The organism is Pseudomonas oryzihabitans NBRC 102199 (assembly GCF_000730625.1).
In the GTDB taxonomy this organism is placed as follows: Bacteria; Pseudomonadota; Gammaproteobacteria; order Pseudomonadales; family Pseudomonadaceae; genus Chryseomonas; species Chryseomonas oryzihabitans.
The window spans coordinates 1-12,416 of the sequence record NZ_BBIT01000015.1; the positions used below are offsets into that span (position 1 = coordinate 1).

At 58.7% G+C, this 12,416-nt stretch carries 26 protein-coding genes; all 26 read left to right on the top strand.

Features of this window, described 5'->3' with window-relative positions; genetic code table 11:
• Nucleotides 1–196: 196 nt before the first annotated feature.
• Nucleotides 197–508, top strand: coding sequence for a 30S ribosomal protein S10 (gene rpsJ / locus POR01S_RS17305; RefSeq protein WP_003243886.1), 312 nt, complete (start codon nt 197–199; stop codon nt 506–508).
• 84 nt (nt 509–592) lie between these two features.
• Nucleotides 593–1,228 (top strand): 50S ribosomal protein L3, encoded by a 636-nt coding sequence (gene rplC, locus POR01S_RS17310; protein ID WP_007161251.1) that lies wholly within the window; start codon nt 593–595, stop codon nt 1,226–1,228.
• A gap of 13 nt (nt 1,229–1,241) precedes the next feature.
• Nucleotides 1,242–1,844, top strand: coding sequence for a 50S ribosomal protein L4 (gene rplD, locus POR01S_RS17315; RefSeq protein WP_007161250.1), 603 nt, complete (start codon nt 1,242–1,244; stop codon nt 1,842–1,844).
• Nucleotides 1,841–2,140, top strand: a complete 300-nt coding sequence (gene rplW / locus POR01S_RS17320; RefSeq protein WP_007161249.1) for a 50S ribosomal protein L23 — start codon at nt 1,841–1,843, stop codon at nt 2,138–2,140. The genes rplD and rplW overlap by 4 nt, the downstream gene beginning before the upstream one ends.
• Before the next feature lie 12 nt (nt 2,141–2,152).
• Complete coding sequence (gene rplB, locus POR01S_RS17325) at nt 2,153–2,974, top strand: 50S ribosomal protein L2 (RefSeq protein WP_007161248.1); 822 nt, start codon at nt 2,153–2,155, stop codon at nt 2,972–2,974.
• Between the two features lie 18 nt (nt 2,975–2,992).
• Complete coding sequence (gene rpsS / locus POR01S_RS17330; RefSeq protein ID WP_007161247.1) at nt 2,993–3,268, top strand: 30S ribosomal protein S19; 276 nt, start codon at nt 2,993–2,995, stop codon at nt 3,266–3,268.
• Nucleotides 3,269–3,280: 12 nt separating this feature from the next.
• Nucleotides 3,281–3,613, top strand: coding sequence for a 50S ribosomal protein L22 (gene rplV, locus POR01S_RS17335; RefSeq protein ID WP_007161246.1), 333 nt, complete (start codon nt 3,281–3,283; stop codon nt 3,611–3,613).
• A gap of 13 nt (nt 3,614–3,626) precedes the next feature.
• Nucleotides 3,627–4,316 (top strand): 30S ribosomal protein S3, encoded by a 690-nt coding sequence (gene rpsC, locus POR01S_RS17340; protein ID WP_007161245.1) that lies wholly within the window; start codon nt 3,627–3,629, stop codon nt 4,314–4,316.
• A gap of 12 nt (nt 4,317–4,328) precedes the next feature.
• Nucleotides 4,329–4,742, top strand: a complete 414-nt coding sequence (gene rplP, locus POR01S_RS17345; protein ID WP_007161244.1) for a 50S ribosomal protein L16 — start codon at nt 4,329–4,331, stop codon at nt 4,740–4,742.
• A complete protein-coding gene (gene rpmC / locus POR01S_RS17350; protein ID WP_007161243.1) occupies nt 4,742–4,933 on the top strand; it encodes a 50S ribosomal protein L29 in 192 nt (63 codons plus the stop codon). Before rplP ends, rpmC begins: the two co-directional genes overlap by 1 nt.
• Nucleotides 4,934–4,935: 2 nt before the next feature.
• Nucleotides 4,936–5,202, top strand: coding sequence for a 30S ribosomal protein S17 (gene rpsQ, locus POR01S_RS17355; protein WP_007161242.1), 267 nt, complete (start codon nt 4,936–4,938; stop codon nt 5,200–5,202).
• A gap of 12 nt (nt 5,203–5,214) precedes the next feature.
• The gene (gene rplN, locus POR01S_RS17360; RefSeq protein ID WP_007161241.1) at nt 5,215–5,583 is read left to right on the top strand and encodes a 50S ribosomal protein L14; all 369 of its coding nucleotides are present in this window, start codon (nt 5,215–5,217) and stop codon (nt 5,581–5,583) included.
• Between the two features lie 12 nt (nt 5,584–5,595).
• Nucleotides 5,596–5,910, top strand: coding sequence for a 50S ribosomal protein L24 (gene rplX, locus POR01S_RS17365; RefSeq protein ID WP_007161240.1), 315 nt, complete (start codon nt 5,596–5,598; stop codon nt 5,908–5,910).
• A 19-nt stretch (nt 5,911–5,929) separates the two neighbouring features.
• On the top strand, nt 5,930–6,469 hold the full coding sequence (gene rplE, locus POR01S_RS17370) for a 50S ribosomal protein L5 (protein ID WP_007161239.1): 540 nt from the start codon (nt 5,930–5,932) through the stop codon (nt 6,467–6,469).
• 13 nt (nt 6,470–6,482) lie between these two features.
• A complete protein-coding gene (gene rpsN / locus POR01S_RS17375; RefSeq protein WP_007161238.1) occupies nt 6,483–6,788 on the top strand; it encodes a 30S ribosomal protein S14 in 306 nt (101 codons plus the stop codon).
• Nucleotides 6,789–6,950: 162 nt separating this feature from the next.
• The gene (gene rpsH, locus POR01S_RS17380; protein ID WP_017640285.1) at nt 6,951–7,343 is read left to right on the top strand and encodes a 30S ribosomal protein S8; all 393 of its coding nucleotides are present in this window, start codon (nt 6,951–6,953) and stop codon (nt 7,341–7,343) included.
• An 11-nt stretch (nt 7,344–7,354) separates the two neighbouring features.
• Entirely contained in the window at nt 7,355–7,888 is a 534-nt protein-coding gene (gene rplF, locus POR01S_RS17385; RefSeq protein ID WP_017640286.1) for a 50S ribosomal protein L6, read from the top strand.
• 10 nt (nt 7,889–7,898) lie between these two features.
• Nucleotides 7,899–8,249, top strand: a complete 351-nt coding sequence (gene rplR, locus POR01S_RS17390) for a 50S ribosomal protein L18 (RefSeq protein WP_007161235.1) — start codon at nt 7,899–7,901, stop codon at nt 8,247–8,249.
• Between the two features lie 3 nt (nt 8,250–8,252).
• The gene (rpsE, locus tag POR01S_RS17395; RefSeq protein ID WP_007161234.1) at nt 8,253–8,753 is read left to right on the top strand and encodes a 30S ribosomal protein S5; all 501 of its coding nucleotides are present in this window, start codon (nt 8,253–8,255) and stop codon (nt 8,751–8,753) included.
• Nucleotides 8,754–8,755: 2 nt separating this feature from the next.
• A complete protein-coding gene (gene rpmD, locus POR01S_RS17400) occupies nt 8,756–8,938 on the top strand; it encodes a 50S ribosomal protein L30 (protein WP_007161233.1) in 183 nt (60 codons plus the stop codon).
• A gap of 3 nt (nt 8,939–8,941) precedes the next feature.
• The gene (gene rplO, locus POR01S_RS17405) at nt 8,942–9,376 is read left to right on the top strand and encodes a 50S ribosomal protein L15 (RefSeq protein ID WP_007161232.1); all 435 of its coding nucleotides are present in this window, start codon (nt 8,942–8,944) and stop codon (nt 9,374–9,376) included.
• On the top strand, nt 9,377–10,708 hold the full coding sequence (gene secY / locus POR01S_RS17410) for a preprotein translocase subunit SecY (protein WP_027599183.1): 1,332 nt from the start codon (nt 9,377–9,379) through the stop codon (nt 10,706–10,708).
• 30 nt (nt 10,709–10,738) lie between these two features.
• Nucleotides 10,739–10,855, top strand: coding sequence for a 50S ribosomal protein L36 (gene rpmJ / locus POR01S_RS17415; protein ID WP_002555468.1), 117 nt, complete (start codon nt 10,739–10,741; stop codon nt 10,853–10,855).
• Nucleotides 10,856–10,985: 130 nt separating this feature from the next.
• A complete protein-coding gene (gene rpsM / locus POR01S_RS17420; protein WP_007161230.1) occupies nt 10,986–11,342 on the top strand; it encodes a 30S ribosomal protein S13 in 357 nt (118 codons plus the stop codon).
• Between the two features lie 30 nt (nt 11,343–11,372).
• Complete coding sequence (gene rpsK / locus POR01S_RS17425) at nt 11,373–11,762, top strand: 30S ribosomal protein S11 (RefSeq protein ID WP_003281811.1); 390 nt, start codon at nt 11,373–11,375, stop codon at nt 11,760–11,762.
• Between the two features lie 16 nt (nt 11,763–11,778).
• On the top strand, nt 11,779–12,399 hold the full coding sequence (gene rpsD / locus POR01S_RS17430) for a 30S ribosomal protein S4 (RefSeq protein WP_007161229.1): 621 nt from the start codon (nt 11,779–11,781) through the stop codon (nt 12,397–12,399).
• The last annotated feature ends 17 nt before the right edge of the window (nt 12,400–12,416 follow it).

The window sequence follows — 12,416 nt, forward strand, 5'->3', positions numbered from 1 at the left end:
TGTGGTTGCCAAGATCATCGAGTAATCGATTGATCTGAAACGAAAAAAGGCCCTTCGGGGCCTTTTTTCTTGCCTCATGAAATTGACAGATGGCAAAAGAGGCGTTCTTGACAGCTGTCGGCGACATCCTTAGAATTGCGCCTCCTTTAATCGGGCACCTTTTTGCCCGAGGGGAAAGCTTGGAGTCTGAGGTCAAATGCAAAATCAACAAATCCGTATTCGGTTGAAGGCTTTTGATCATCGCCTGATCGATCAATCTACCCAGGAAATCGTGGAAACCGCGAAACGTACTGGTGCTCAGGTGCGTGGTCCGATTCCTCTGCCAACCCGCAAGGAACGTTACACAGTGCTGATTTCTCCGCACGTCAACAAGGACGCTCGTGACCAGTACGAAATTCGTACCCACAAGCGTGTGCTCGACATCGTTCAGCCCACCGACAAGACCGTCGATGCGCTGATGAAGCTCGATCTCGCCGCTGGCGTTGAAGTGCAAATCAGCCTCGGCTGAGACCGTCAAGGTTTCAGTCGTGTAACGCTCTGAAATGGGCGGCCATAGCGGGTGAAAGCCCCGTACACTCAAGAGGTTCTCAACATGACGATTGGTTTAGTCGGTCGTAAATGCGGTATGACCCGCGTTTTCACCGAAGAAGGCGTTTCCGTTCCGGTTACGGTCATTGAGATCGAGCCGAATCGCGTAACCCAATTCAAAAGCGAAGAAACCGATGGCTACCGTGCCATTCAGGTAACCGTGGGCGAGCGTCGTGCTTCCCGCGTGACCAAGGCGCAAGCCGGTCACTTCGCCAAGGCCAGCGTTGCTGCTGGTCGTAGCGTCCTCGAATTCCGCCTGGAAGACGGTGAGTACAAGGCTGGCGACGAAGTCACCGTAGCCCTGTTCGAAGCCGGTCAGATGGTTGATGTCACTGGTCAGTCCAAAGGTAAGGGCTACGCCGGTACCATCAAGCGCTGGAACTTCCGTGGTCAGGACAACACCCACGGTAACTCCGTTTCCCACCGTGCACCTGGTTCCATCGGCCAGTGCCAGACTCCTGGTCGAGTGTTCAAGGGCAAGAAAATGTCCGGTCACCTGGGTGCGGAGCGTGTAACCGTTCAGTCGCTGGAAGTCGTGCGTGTAGACGCCGAGCGCAACCTGCTGCTGGTCAAGGGTGCCGTCCCCGGCGCGCCGGGTGGTGACGTGATCGTACGTCCCGCTGTTAAGGCCCGTGGTTGAGAGGAGAGAGAACATGCAACTCAATGTGAATGGCTCTCAAGCTATCGAAGTCTCCGAGCACACCTTCGGCGGTGAATTCAACGAGACCCTGGTTCACCAGGCAGTCGTTGCCTACATGGCTGGCGGTCGTCAGGGCACCCGTGCCCAGAAGACCCGTTCCGAAGTCAGCGGCGGCGGCAAGAAGCCCTGGCGTCAGAAGGGCAGCGGTCGTGCCCGTGCCGGTACCATCCGCAGCCCCATCTGGCGTTCCGGTGGCGTGGCTTTCGCAGCCAAGCCCCAGGATCACAGCCAGAAGCTGAACAAGAAGATGTACCGCGCTGCACTGCGCTCCATCCTCGCCGAGCTGGTCCGTCTGGATCGTCTGGTCGTGGTTGACGACTTCGCCGTCGACGCGCCCAAGACCAAGACCCTGGTCAGCAAGCTGGACGGCCTGGGCCTGAGCGACGTGCTGATCGTGACCGACGCTGTCGACCAGAATCTGTATCTGGCCGCCCGCAACCTGCCTTTCGTCGACGTGCGTGATGTCCAGGGTTCCGACCCGGTCAGCCTGATCGCCTACGACAAGGTGCTGGTCACTGTGTCCGCCGTGAAGAAATTCGAGGAGCTGCTGGCATGAACCAGGAACGCGTATTCAAAGTGCTGCTTGGCCCGCACATCTCCGAGAAGGCCACCATGCTGGCGGACAGCCAGAAGCAGTTCGTATTCAAGGTTGCCACCGATGCAACCAAGCTGGAAATCAAGAAGGCCGTCGAGCAGCTGTTCGAGGTCAAGGTTCGCAGCGTCAGCACCCTGAACGTCCAGGGCAAGACCAAGCGCACCGCTCGTGGTCTGGGCAAGCGTAACGACTGGAAAAAAGCGTACATCGCGCTCCAGCCGGGCCAGGATCTCGACTTTTCCAGCAGCGCCGAGTAATCAGGGGGCATCATGGCAATCGTAAAATGCAAGCCGACCTCCGCTGGCCGCCGCTTTGTGGTCAAGGTGGTCAACTCTGATCTGCACAAAGGCGCGCCCTACGCTCCTTTGCTGGAGAAGAAGAGCAAGTCCGGCGGCCGTAACAACAATGGTCGTATCACCACTCGCCACATCGGCGGTGGTCACAAGCAGCACTATCGTCTGGTCGATTTCCGTCGCAACAAGGATGGCATCCCTGCCGTCGTTGAGCGTATCGAATACGATCCGAACCGTACTGCACACATCGCTCTGCTGAAGTACGCCGATGGCGAGCGTCGCTACATCATCGCCCCCAAGGGCGTTGCTGCCGGTGACCAGCTGCTGTCCGGCGCTGGCGCGCCCATCAAGGCCGGCAACAACCTGCCGCTGCGTAACGTGCCGGTCGGTAGCACCATCCACGGTATCGAGCTGAAGCCTGGCAAAGGCGCTCAGATCGCTCGTTCCGCGGGTACCTCCGCTCAGCTGGTCGCCCGCGAAGGCGCCTACGTCACCGTGCGTCTGCGCAGCGGTGAGATGCGCAAGGTGCTGTCCGAGTGCCGTGCCACCCTGGGCGAAGTGTCCAACGGTGAGCACAGCCTGCGTTCGCTGGGTAAGGCCGGTGCCACCCGCTGGCGTGGCGTGCGTCCGACTGTTCGTGGTGTTGCCATGAACCCGGTCGATCACCCGCACGGTGGTGGTGAAGGTCGTACTTCCGGTGGCCGTCATCCGGTTTCGCCGTGGGGCGTCAAGACCAAGGGTCTCAAGACGCGCTCCAACAAGCGTACCGACAAGATGATTGTCCGTCGCGGCAAGTAATCAGTAGAGGATTCGACTGTGCCCCGTTCTCTGAAGAAAGGTCCTTTTATCGATCTTCACCTGTTGAAGAAGATCGAAGTCGCGGTGGAAAAAAACGAACGCAAGCCGATCAAGACCTGGTCGCGTCGTTCGATGATCCTGCCGCAGATGGTCGGCCTGACCATCGCTGTGCACAACGGTCGTCAACATGTCCCCGTTCTGGTGAACGAAGACATGGTCGGCCACAAACTCGGCGAGTTCGCTGCTACCCGCACCTATCGCGGTCATGCGGCTGACAAGAAAGCCAAGCGTTAAGGGGTAAGGAAGATGGAAGTAGCCGCTAAGCTGTCGGGCGCTCGTATCTCCGCCCAGAAAGCCCGCTTGGTCGCCGACCAGATTCGCGGGAAGAAGGTGGGCGAAGCGCTCAACCTGTTGACTTTCAGCAGCAAGAAAGCCGCTGAAATCATGAAGAAGGTGCTGGAGTCGGCTGTTGCCAACGCCGAGCACAATGAAGGCGCCGACGTGGACGACCTGAAGGTCTCCACCGTCTTCGTAAACGAAGGTCGTTCGCTCAAGCGCATCATGCCGCGTGCCAAAGGTCGTGCTGATCGCATCGTGAAGCGGTCTTGCCATATCACGGTCAAGGTTGCGGACAAGTAACGGAGTCGATCAGATGGGTCAGAAAGTACATCCCAATGGCATTCGCCTGGGTATCGTCAAGGAGCACACTTCGGTCTGGTACGCGGATAAGCGCACTTATGCGGACTATCTGCTGGCCGACCTGAAGGTTCGTGAGTACCTCCAGGACAAACTAAAAAGCGCGTCCGTAAGCCGTATCGATATTCATCGCCCGGCTCAAACCGCACGCATCACCATCCACACCGCCCGTCCCGGTATCGTGATCGGCAAGAAAGGTGAGGATGTCGAGAAGCTGCGTCAGGACCTGACCGCAAGAATGGGTGTGCCCGTGCACATCAACATCGAAGAGATCCGCAAGCCGGAGCTCGACGGTGCCCTGGTTGCGCAGAGCGTTGCGCAGCAGCTTGAGCGTCGTGTGATGTTCCGTCGCGCCATGAAGCGCGCCGTGCAGAACGCGATCCGCATTGGTGCCAAGGGCATCAAGATTCAAGTGAGCGGTCGTCTGGGCGGTGCTGAAATCGCCCGTACCGAGTGGTATCGCGAAGGTCGTGTGCCCCTGCACACCCTGCGTGCCGATATCGACTACGCCACTGCGGAAGCTCACACCACCTACGGTGTGATCGGTGTGAAGGTCTGGATCTTCAAGGGTGAGGTCATTGGTGGCCGCCAGGAAGAGCTCAAGCCCGTCGCCCCGGCTCCGCGCAAAAAAGCTGCTGCTAAGTAAGGAGTACGCAACATGCTGCAACCCAAGCGTACAAAATTCCGCAAGCAGATGACCGGCCACAACCGTGGTCTGGCTCATCGCGGTAGCAAGGTCAGCTTCGGCGAGTACGCGCTGAAGGCTGTCGGCCGTGGCCGTCTGACCGCTCGCCAGATCGAATCCGCACGTCGTGCGCTGACCCGTCACGTGAAGCGTGGCGGCAAGATCTGGATCCGCGTCTTCCCTGACAAGCCTGTCACCAAGAAGCCTCTCGAAGTGCGGATGGGTAAAGGTAAGGGTAGTGTCGAGTACTGGGTAGCCCAGATCCAGCCGGGCAAGGTCCTGTACGAGATCGAGGGTGTTTCCGAGGATCTGGCTCGTCAGGCATTCGCCCTGGCCGCTGCCAAGCTTCCCGTCGAAACCTCCTTTGTTAAGCGGACGGTGATGTGATGAAAGCGAAAGATTTGCGTGAGAAATCCGTAGAGGAGCTGAACGAGCAGCTTCTCAACCTGCTGCGTGACCAGTTCAATCTGCGTATGCAGAAGGCAACTGGCCAGTTGGGTCAGTCTCACATGCTCTCGCAAGTGAAGCGCGACATCGCTCGCGTCAAGACTGTGCTGAACCAGCAAGCAGGTAAGTGATCATGGCTGAAGCTGAAAAAACTGTCCGTACGCTGACCGGCCGAGTGGTCAGCGACAAGATGGACAAAACCGTGACCGTACTGATCGAGCGTCGCGTAAAGCACCCGATCTACGGTAAATACGTGAAGCGTTCCACCAAGCTGCACGCTCACGACGAAACCAATCAGTGCCGCATTGGTGACCTGGTCACCATTCGCGAAACCCGCCCGCTGGCCAAGACCAAGGCGTGGACCCTGGTTGACGTCGTCGAGCGCGCCGTTCAGGTATAAGGGTAGAGAGCCATGATCCAGACTCAATCCATGCTTGACGTCGCCGACAACAGCGGCGCTCGTCGCGTGATGTGCATCAAGGTGCTCGGCGGTTCCCACCGCCGCTACGCCGGCATCGGCGACATCATCAAAGTCACCGTCAAGGAAGCAATTCCGCGCGGCAAGGTGAAGAAAGGTCAGGTGATGACTGCTGTCGTCGTGCGTACCAAGCACGGCGTTCGCCGCACCGACGGTTCCATCATCCGCTTCGACGGCAACGCCGCGGTTCTGCTGAACAACAAGCAAGAGCCGATTGGCACCCGTATCTTTGGGCCGGTGACCCGTGAACTTCGCTCCGAGAAGTTCATGAAGATCGTCTCCCTTGCCCCCGAAGTGCTGTAAGGAGTAGCCGACATGCAAAAGATTCGTCGTGACGACGAGGTAATCGTCATTGCCGGCAAGGACAAGGGCAAACGTGGCAAGGTGCTGAAGGTGCTCGCCGATGACCGTCTGGTCGTTGGCGGGGTCAACCTGGTCAAGCGCCACACCAAGCCCAACCCCATGCTGGGCGTTCAGGGTGGCATCGTAGAGAAAGAAGCCCCTCTGCATGTCTCCAACGTTGCCATTTTCAACTCCGAGACCAACAAGGCTGACCGCGTTGGTTTCAAAGTCGAAGACGGCAAGAAGATTCGTATCTTCAAGTCGACCCAAAAAGCGGTCCAGGCCTGAAGCTGCTAGGTAGATCACCATGGCTCGATTGAAAGAGATTTATCGGAAGGAAATCGCGCCCAAGCTGAAAGAGCAGCTTCAGCTGGGTAACGTGATGGAAGTTCCGCGCATCACCAAGATCACCTTGAACATGGGTCTGGGCGAAGCAGTCGGTGACAAGAAGATCATCGACAACGCTGTAGCTGACCTGGAAAAGATCGCTGGTCAAAAGCCGGTCGTGACTTATGCCCGCAATTCCATTGCTGGCTTCAAGATCCGCGAAGGCTGGCCGATTGGCGTCAAGGTGACCCTGCGTAGCGATCGCATGTATGAATTCCTGGATCGTCTGCTGTCCATCTCCCTGCCGCGCGTGCGTGACTTCCGCGGCCTGAATGCCAAGTCCTTCGATGGTCGTGGCAACTACAGCATGGGCGTGAAAGAGCAGATCATCTTCCCGGAAATCGATTACGACAAGATCGATGCGCTGCGTGGTATGGACATCACCCTGACCACCACCGCTCGTACCGACGAGGAAGGCCGTGCGCTGCTGCGCGCGTTCAACTTCCCGTTCCGTAACTGATTGAGGTCTTCAAATGGCTAAGCAAAGCATGATTAACCGTGAGCTGAAGCGTCAGCAAACGGTTGCCAAGTACGCCAAGAAGCGCGCCGAGCTGAAGGCGACCATCGGTAACGTCAACGCCTCTCCCGAGGAGCGTTGGAATGCCCAGGTCGCCCTGCAGAAGCAGCCCCGTGACGCCAGCGCCAGCCGCATGCGTAACCGCTGCCGCCTGACCGGTCGTCCGCACGGCGTGTACCGCAAGTTCGGCCTGTCCCGCATCAAGCTGCGTGAAGCAGCCATGCGCGGTGACGTGCCCGGCCTGGTGAAGGCCAGCTGGTAACAGCTAGCGCCTTTCATCGCGGTAACTGAATCAAGCCCCTTTTGGGGCTTGATTCGTTTCAGGCCGATCTCTAGAATGCTCGGCTCGCCCGAATCGGCCTATTGCCGAGGGGTGATTTTGAGAGCCGGTAGGCTCAATTTCTGTATTAGGAGCTAATAGCCCATGAGTATGCAGGACCCGTTAGCAGACATGCTAACTCGTATCCGTAATGCCCAGATGGCTGAAAAGGCCGTTGTGAGCATGCCTTCTTCCAAGCTGAAGGCTGCCGTCGCCAAAGTCCTCAAGGACGAAGGTTACATCGCGGATTTTCAGGTCAGCGCGGAATCCAAGCCGTCGCTGTCCATCGAGCTGAAGTATTTCGAAGGCAAGCCTGTCATCGAAGAGCTGAAGCGTAGCAGCCGTCCCGGTCTGCGCCAGTACAAAGCCGTTGATCAGCTGCCGAAAGTGCGTGGCGGTCTGGGCGTGTCGATCGTTTCCACCAACAAAGGTGTGATGACTGATCGCGCAGCCCGTGCTGCTGGTGTTGGCGGCGAAGTGCTCTGCACAGTCTTCTAAGGGGAATCAGCATGTCTCGCGTTGCTAAAAACCCTGTAAGACTGCCTGCAGGCGTCGAAGTTAATCTGGCCGGTCAGGCCCTTTCGATCAAGGGTGCCAAGGGCGCTCTGGAACTGAAGGTCCATCCGTCCGTTGAAGTCACTCAAGAGTCCGGTGAGCTGCGTTTCGCTGCTCGCAATGGCGATCAGCAGACCCGTGCGATGGCCGGCACTACCCGTGCCCTGGTCAACAACATGGTGGTCGGCGTTAGCCAGGGCTTCGAGCGCAAGCTGCAACTGGTCGGTGTGGGCTACAAGGCCCAAGCCAAAGGTCAGGTGCTGAACCTCGCTCTGGGCTTCTCTCACCCCGTGGACTACGACCTGCCGCAAGGCATCACCGCAGAAACCCCCAACCAGACCGAAATCCTGATCAAGGGTATCGACAAGCAGCTGGTCGGCCAGGTTGCGGCTGAGATTCGTGGTTTCCGTCCGCCGGAGCCTTACAAGGGCAAGGGCGTACGGTATGCCGACGAAGTCGTCCACCGTAAAGAAGCCAAGAAAAAGTAGGGCATAGCAAATGACCGTCAAGAAAGAAACCCGACTGCGTCGCGCTCGCAAGGCTCGCCTGAAGATGCGCGAGCTGGAAGTGGTGCGTCTGTGCGTGTACCGCTCTTCCCAGCACATCTATGCCCAGGTCATCGCGGCCGACGGCAGCAAGGTCCTGGCCAGCGCTTCTACGCTGGACAAAGAACTGCGCGAAAGCGCTACCAGCAACGTCGAGGCGGCCAAGAAAGTTGGTCTGCTGGTCGCCGAGCGTGCCAAGGCCGCTGGCGTTACCCAGGTGGCCTTTGATCGTTCTGGCTTCAAGTACCATGGTCGCGTCAAAGCGCTGGCCGACGCTGCTCGTGAAGGCGGGCTGGAGTTCTAAGTCATGGCAAATAACGATCAAAAGCGCGACGAAGGCTACATCGAGAAGCTGGTTCAAGTTAACCGCGTAGCCAAAACCGTGAAAGGCGGCCGTATCTTCGCCTTCACCGCTCTGACCGTGGTTGGCGATGGCAAAGGCCGCGTTGGCTTCGGCCGTGGCAAGGCGCGTGAAGTGCCTGCTGCCATCCAGAAGGCTATGGAAGCTGCTCGCCGCAACATGATCCAGGTGGATCTGAACGGCACCACCCTGCAGTACCCGGTCAAGGCCGCCCATGGCGCCTCCAAGGTGTACATGCAGCCCGCTTCCGACGGTACCGGCATCATCGCCGGCGGTGCCATGCGCGCCGTGCTGGAAGTCGCTGGTGTGCAGAACGTCCTGGCCAAGTGCTACGGCTCCACCAACCCGGTAAACGTGGTGTACGCGACCTTCGAAGGTCTCAAGCACATGCAGGCGCCGGAAGCTGTTGCCGCCAAGCGTGGCAAGAGCGTCGAGGAGATTCTCTGATCATGGCTAACGCAACCGTCAAGGTCACGCTGATCAAGAGCGTCCATGGCCGTCTGGCCAATCACAAGGCTTGCGTCAAGGGTCTCGGCCTGCGTCGCATTGGTCACACCGTCGAAGTTCAGGACACCCCTGAGAATCGCGGCATGATCAACAAGGCCTATTACCTTCTGCGTGTGGAGGGTTAAGTCATGAAATTGAATGATCTGCGTTCCGCTCCCGGCGCTCGCCGCGAGAAGCTGCGTCCCGGTCGTGGTATCGGTAGCGGCCTGGGCAAGACCGGTGGCCGCGGCCACAAGGGTCTGACCTCCCGCTCCGGTGGCAAGGTTGCCCCCGGCTTCGAGGGCGGCCAGCAGCCGCTGCACCGTCGTCTGCCCAAGTTCGGCTTCGTTTCGCTGAAGGCCCTGGACCGCGCCGAGGTTCGTACCTCCGAGCTGGCCAAGGTTGATGTCGATGTCGTCGATCTGCAGGCGCTGAAAGACGCCAACGTGATTAGCCGCGACATCAAGCGTGTCAAGGTTGTGCTGTCCGGCGACGTCACTCGTGCCGTCACCCTGAAGGGCATTGGTGCCACCAAGGGCGCACGTGCAGCCATCGAAGCAGCTGGCGGCAAGATCGAGGAATAAATGGCTAAGCAAGGTGCTCTCTCTGCGCTCAGCAAGACCGGTGGTATGTCCGAGCTGTGGACCCGCCTCCGATTCCTGTTCCTGGCGATCATCGTCTACAGGATCGGTGCGCACATCCCTGTTCCGGGTATCAATCCCGATCAGCTGGCCGCACTGTTCAGGCAGAACGAGGGGACCATTCTTAGCCTCTTCAACATGTTCTCTGGCGGTGCGCTGGAGCGGATGAGCATCTTTGCACTGGGGATCATGCCGTACATCTCGGCATCGATCATCATGCAGCTGCTTACCGCGATCAGCCCACAGCTGGAGCAATTGAAGAAAGAGGGTGAGTCTGGTCGTCGCAAGATCAGCCAGTACACCCGTTACGGCACACTGGTTCTGGCGCTCGTTCAGGCCACCGGGATGTCGGTTGGACTTGCCAGTCAGGGCGTGGCGTTCAGTGTGGGCTTCAGCTTCTACTTCGTAGCTGTCACCACCTTCGTCGCCGGCGCACTGTTCATGATGTGGCTGGGTGAGCAGATCACCGAGCGCGGTATCGGCAACGGCATCTCGATGCTGATCTTCGCCGGTATCGTCGCGGGCTTGCCTCGCGCCATCGGTCAGTCCTTCGAGTCGGCACGGCAGGGCGATATCAACATCTTCGCGCTGATCATGGTCGGTGTGGTGGCGGTCGCCATCATCGCCTTCGTGGTGTTCATCGAGCGTGGGCAGCGTCGTATCGCCGTGCACTACGCCAAGCGTCAGCAGGGTCGCAAGGTCTTCGCTGCGCAGAACAGCCATCTGCCGCTCAAGGTGAACATGGCCGGGGTCATCCCGGCGATCTTCGCCAGCAGCATCCTGCTGTTTCCGGCATCGCTCGGTTCGTGGTTCGGTCAGTCCGAAGGTCTCGGTTGGTTGCAGGACGTGGCTCAGGCCATCGCGCCCGGTCAGCCGCTGAACATCTTGCTGTTTAGTGCAGGGATCATCTTCTTCTGCTTCTTCTATACGGCACTGATGTTCAACCCCAAGGACGTGGCAGAGAACCTGAAGAAATCCGGGGCGTTCATCCCGGGTATTCGTCCTGGTGAGCAGTCCGCGCGCTATATCGATGGCGTGCTGACCCGACTGACCATGTTCGGTGCCCTGTACATGACGGCGGTGTGCTTGTTGCCCCAGTTCCTGGTGGTCGCGGCGAACGTGCCGTTCTATCTCGGCGGGACCTCGTTGCTGATCGTGGTGGTAGTGGTCATGGACTTCATGTCTCAGGTCCAATCCCATCTCGTATCTCATCAATACGAGTCCCTGATGAAGAAAGCCAACCTGAAGGGCTACGGCAGCGGCATGATGCGCTGATCCGTTACCCGTAAGGTTAGAGGAGTTGTCATGAAAGTTCGTGCATCGGTCAAGAAGCTGTGCCGTAACTGCAAGATCATTCGCCGCGAAGGCGTCGTGCGCGTGATCTGCAGCGCTGAACCGCGTCACAAGCAGCGCCAAGGCTGAGTGTGAATCACGCGTCTAACCCGGCAGCTAGTGTGCTGCCGGGTTGATCATTTGTTCCTACAGCGTTAATATCGCGCGCCCTTTTCTTGGCTTCCGGGGCGTCGGTAGCTGTCAATTGGAGTTTTTCTGAATGGCCCGTATTGCAGGCGTCAACATTCCAGATAACAAGCACACTGTTATCTCGCTGACCTACATCTATGGTGTCGGTCGCACCACCTCTCAGAAGATCTGCGCGGCCACCGGCATCGAGCCGACCGCCAAGATCAAAGAACTGAGCGACGAGCAGGTCGATCAGCTGCGTAACGAGGTCGCCAAAATCCTCACCGAGGGTGACCTGCGCCGCGAAATCAACATGAACATCAAGCGTCTGATGGATCTGGGTTGCTACCGCGGTCTGCGTCACCGCCGTGGTCTGCCGGTCCGTGGTCAGCGCACCAAGACCAATGCCCGTACCCGTAAGGGCCCGCGCAAGCCGATCCGCAAGTAATCGCATCCGCGAATCGACAGGAATCTAGTCATGGCAAAACCTGCTGCTCGTCCTCGTAAGAAAGTCAAAAAGACAGTGGTTGATGGCATCGCCCACATCCATGCGTCTTTCAACAACACCATCGTGACCATCACCGATCGTCAGGGCAATGCTTTGTCCTGGGCGACCTCCGGTGGCTCCGGCTTCCGTGGCTCCCGTAAGAGCACCCCGTTCGCTGCCCAGATTGCAGCCGAACGCGCGGGCCAAGCCGCTCTGGAATATGGTCTGAAGAATCTGGACGTGAACGTCAAAGGTCCCGGCCCCGGCCGCGAGTCCGCTGTTCGCGCCCTGAATGCCTGTGGTTACAAGATCGCCAGCATCACCGACGTGACGCCCATCCCGCATAACGGGTGCCGTCCGCCGAAGAAGCGTCGCGTGTAATAGGAGACAGTGAGAAATGGCTCGTTACATTGGTCCCAAGTGCAAACTGTCCCGCCGCGAAGGCACTGACCTCTTCCTGAAGAGCGGCGCTCGTGCCCTCGACTCGAAGTGCAAGCTGGAAACCGTTCCTGGCCAGCATGGTCAGCGTCGCGGTCGTCTGTCCGACTACGGTCTGCAGCTGCGTGAAAAGCAGAAAGTCCGCCGCATGTACGGTGTCCTCGAGCGTCAGTTCGCCGGTTACTACCAGGAAGCTGCCCGTCGCAAGGGCGCTACCGGTGAAAACCTGCTGCAACTGCTCGAGTGCCGTCTGGACAACGTGGTGTATCGCATGGGCTTTGGTGCCACTCGCGCTGAATCGCGCCAGCTGGTCTCCCACAAGTCGATCACCGTCAACGGTCAGACCGTCAACATTCCCTCCTATCAGGTCAAGGTCGGCGACGTCGTCGCGGTCCGCGAGAAGGCCAAGAACCAGCTGCGTATCGCTCAAGCTCTCGAGCTGTGCGGCCAGCGTGGCCGTGTTGAGTGGGTCGAAGTGAGCACCGAGAAAAAGGAAGGCACCTTCAAGAGCGTGCCGGCCCGTGGTGATCTCTCCGCCGACATCAACGAAAACCTGATTGTCGAGCTCTACTCCAAGTAAGGGCTAGAAAGTAGGTG

Excerpts from the sequence above, each read along its gene's own strand:
- rpsN (WP_007161238.1), top strand. The coding sequence starts at position 6,483 with ATGGCTAAGCAAAGCATGATTAACCGTGAGCTGAAGCGTCAGCAAACG.
- rpsH (WP_017640285.1), top strand. The coding sequence starts at position 6,951 with ATGAGTATGCAGGACCCGTTAGCAGACATGCTAACTCGTATCCGTAAT.
- rplE (WP_007161239.1), top strand. The coding sequence starts at position 5,930 with ATGGCTCGATTGAAAGAGATTTATCGGAAGGAAATCGCGCCCAAGCTG.
- rplW (WP_007161249.1), top strand. The coding sequence starts at position 1,841 with ATGAACCAGGAACGCGTATTCAAAGTGCTGCTTGGCCCGCACATCTCC.
- rpmD (WP_007161233.1), top strand. The coding sequence starts at position 8,756 with ATGGCTAACGCAACCGTCAAGGTCACGCTGATCAAGAGCGTCCATGGC.
- rplX (WP_007161240.1), top strand. The coding sequence starts at position 5,596 with ATGCAAAAGATTCGTCGTGACGACGAGGTAATCGTCATTGCCGGCAAG.
- rplC (WP_007161251.1), top strand. The coding sequence starts at position 593 with ATGACGATTGGTTTAGTCGGTCGTAAATGCGGTATGACCCGCGTTTTC.
- rpmJ (WP_002555468.1), top strand. The coding sequence starts at position 10,739 with ATGAAAGTTCGTGCATCGGTCAAGAAGCTGTGCCGTAACTGCAAGATC.
- rplP (WP_007161244.1), top strand. The coding sequence starts at position 4,329 with ATGCTGCAACCCAAGCGTACAAAATTCCGCAAGCAGATGACCGGCCAC.
- rplR (WP_007161235.1), top strand. The coding sequence starts at position 7,899 with ATGACCGTCAAGAAAGAAACCCGACTGCGTCGCGCTCGCAAGGCTCGC.
- rplN (WP_007161241.1), top strand. The coding sequence starts at position 5,215 with ATGATCCAGACTCAATCCATGCTTGACGTCGCCGACAACAGCGGCGCT.
- rpsM (WP_007161230.1), top strand. The coding sequence starts at position 10,986 with ATGGCCCGTATTGCAGGCGTCAACATTCCAGATAACAAGCACACTGTT.
- rpsD (WP_007161229.1), top strand. The coding sequence starts at position 11,779 with ATGGCTCGTTACATTGGTCCCAAGTGCAAACTGTCCCGCCGCGAAGGC.
- rpsQ (WP_007161242.1), top strand. The coding sequence starts at position 4,936 with ATGGCTGAAGCTGAAAAAACTGTCCGTACGCTGACCGGCCGAGTGGTC.
- rplB (WP_007161248.1), top strand. The coding sequence starts at position 2,153 with ATGGCAATCGTAAAATGCAAGCCGACCTCCGCTGGCCGCCGCTTTGTG.
- rpsK (WP_003281811.1), top strand. The coding sequence starts at position 11,373 with ATGGCAAAACCTGCTGCTCGTCCTCGTAAGAAAGTCAAAAAGACAGTG.
- rplF (WP_017640286.1), top strand. The coding sequence starts at position 7,355 with ATGTCTCGCGTTGCTAAAAACCCTGTAAGACTGCCTGCAGGCGTCGAA.
- rpsC (WP_007161245.1), top strand. The coding sequence starts at position 3,627 with ATGGGTCAGAAAGTACATCCCAATGGCATTCGCCTGGGTATCGTCAAG.
- rpmC (WP_007161243.1), top strand. The coding sequence starts at position 4,742 with ATGAAAGCGAAAGATTTGCGTGAGAAATCCGTAGAGGAGCTGAACGAG.
- rplD (WP_007161250.1), top strand. The coding sequence starts at position 1,242 with ATGCAACTCAATGTGAATGGCTCTCAAGCTATCGAAGTCTCCGAGCAC.
- rplO (WP_007161232.1), top strand. The coding sequence starts at position 8,942 with ATGAAATTGAATGATCTGCGTTCCGCTCCCGGCGCTCGCCGCGAGAAG.
- rpsE (WP_007161234.1), top strand. The coding sequence starts at position 8,253 with ATGGCAAATAACGATCAAAAGCGCGACGAAGGCTACATCGAGAAGCTG.
- rplV (WP_007161246.1), top strand. The coding sequence starts at position 3,281 with ATGGAAGTAGCCGCTAAGCTGTCGGGCGCTCGTATCTCCGCCCAGAAA.
- rpsJ (WP_003243886.1), top strand. The coding sequence starts at position 197 with ATGCAAAATCAACAAATCCGTATTCGGTTGAAGGCTTTTGATCATCGC.
- secY (WP_027599183.1), top strand. The coding sequence starts at position 9,377 with ATGGCTAAGCAAGGTGCTCTCTCTGCGCTCAGCAAGACCGGTGGTATG.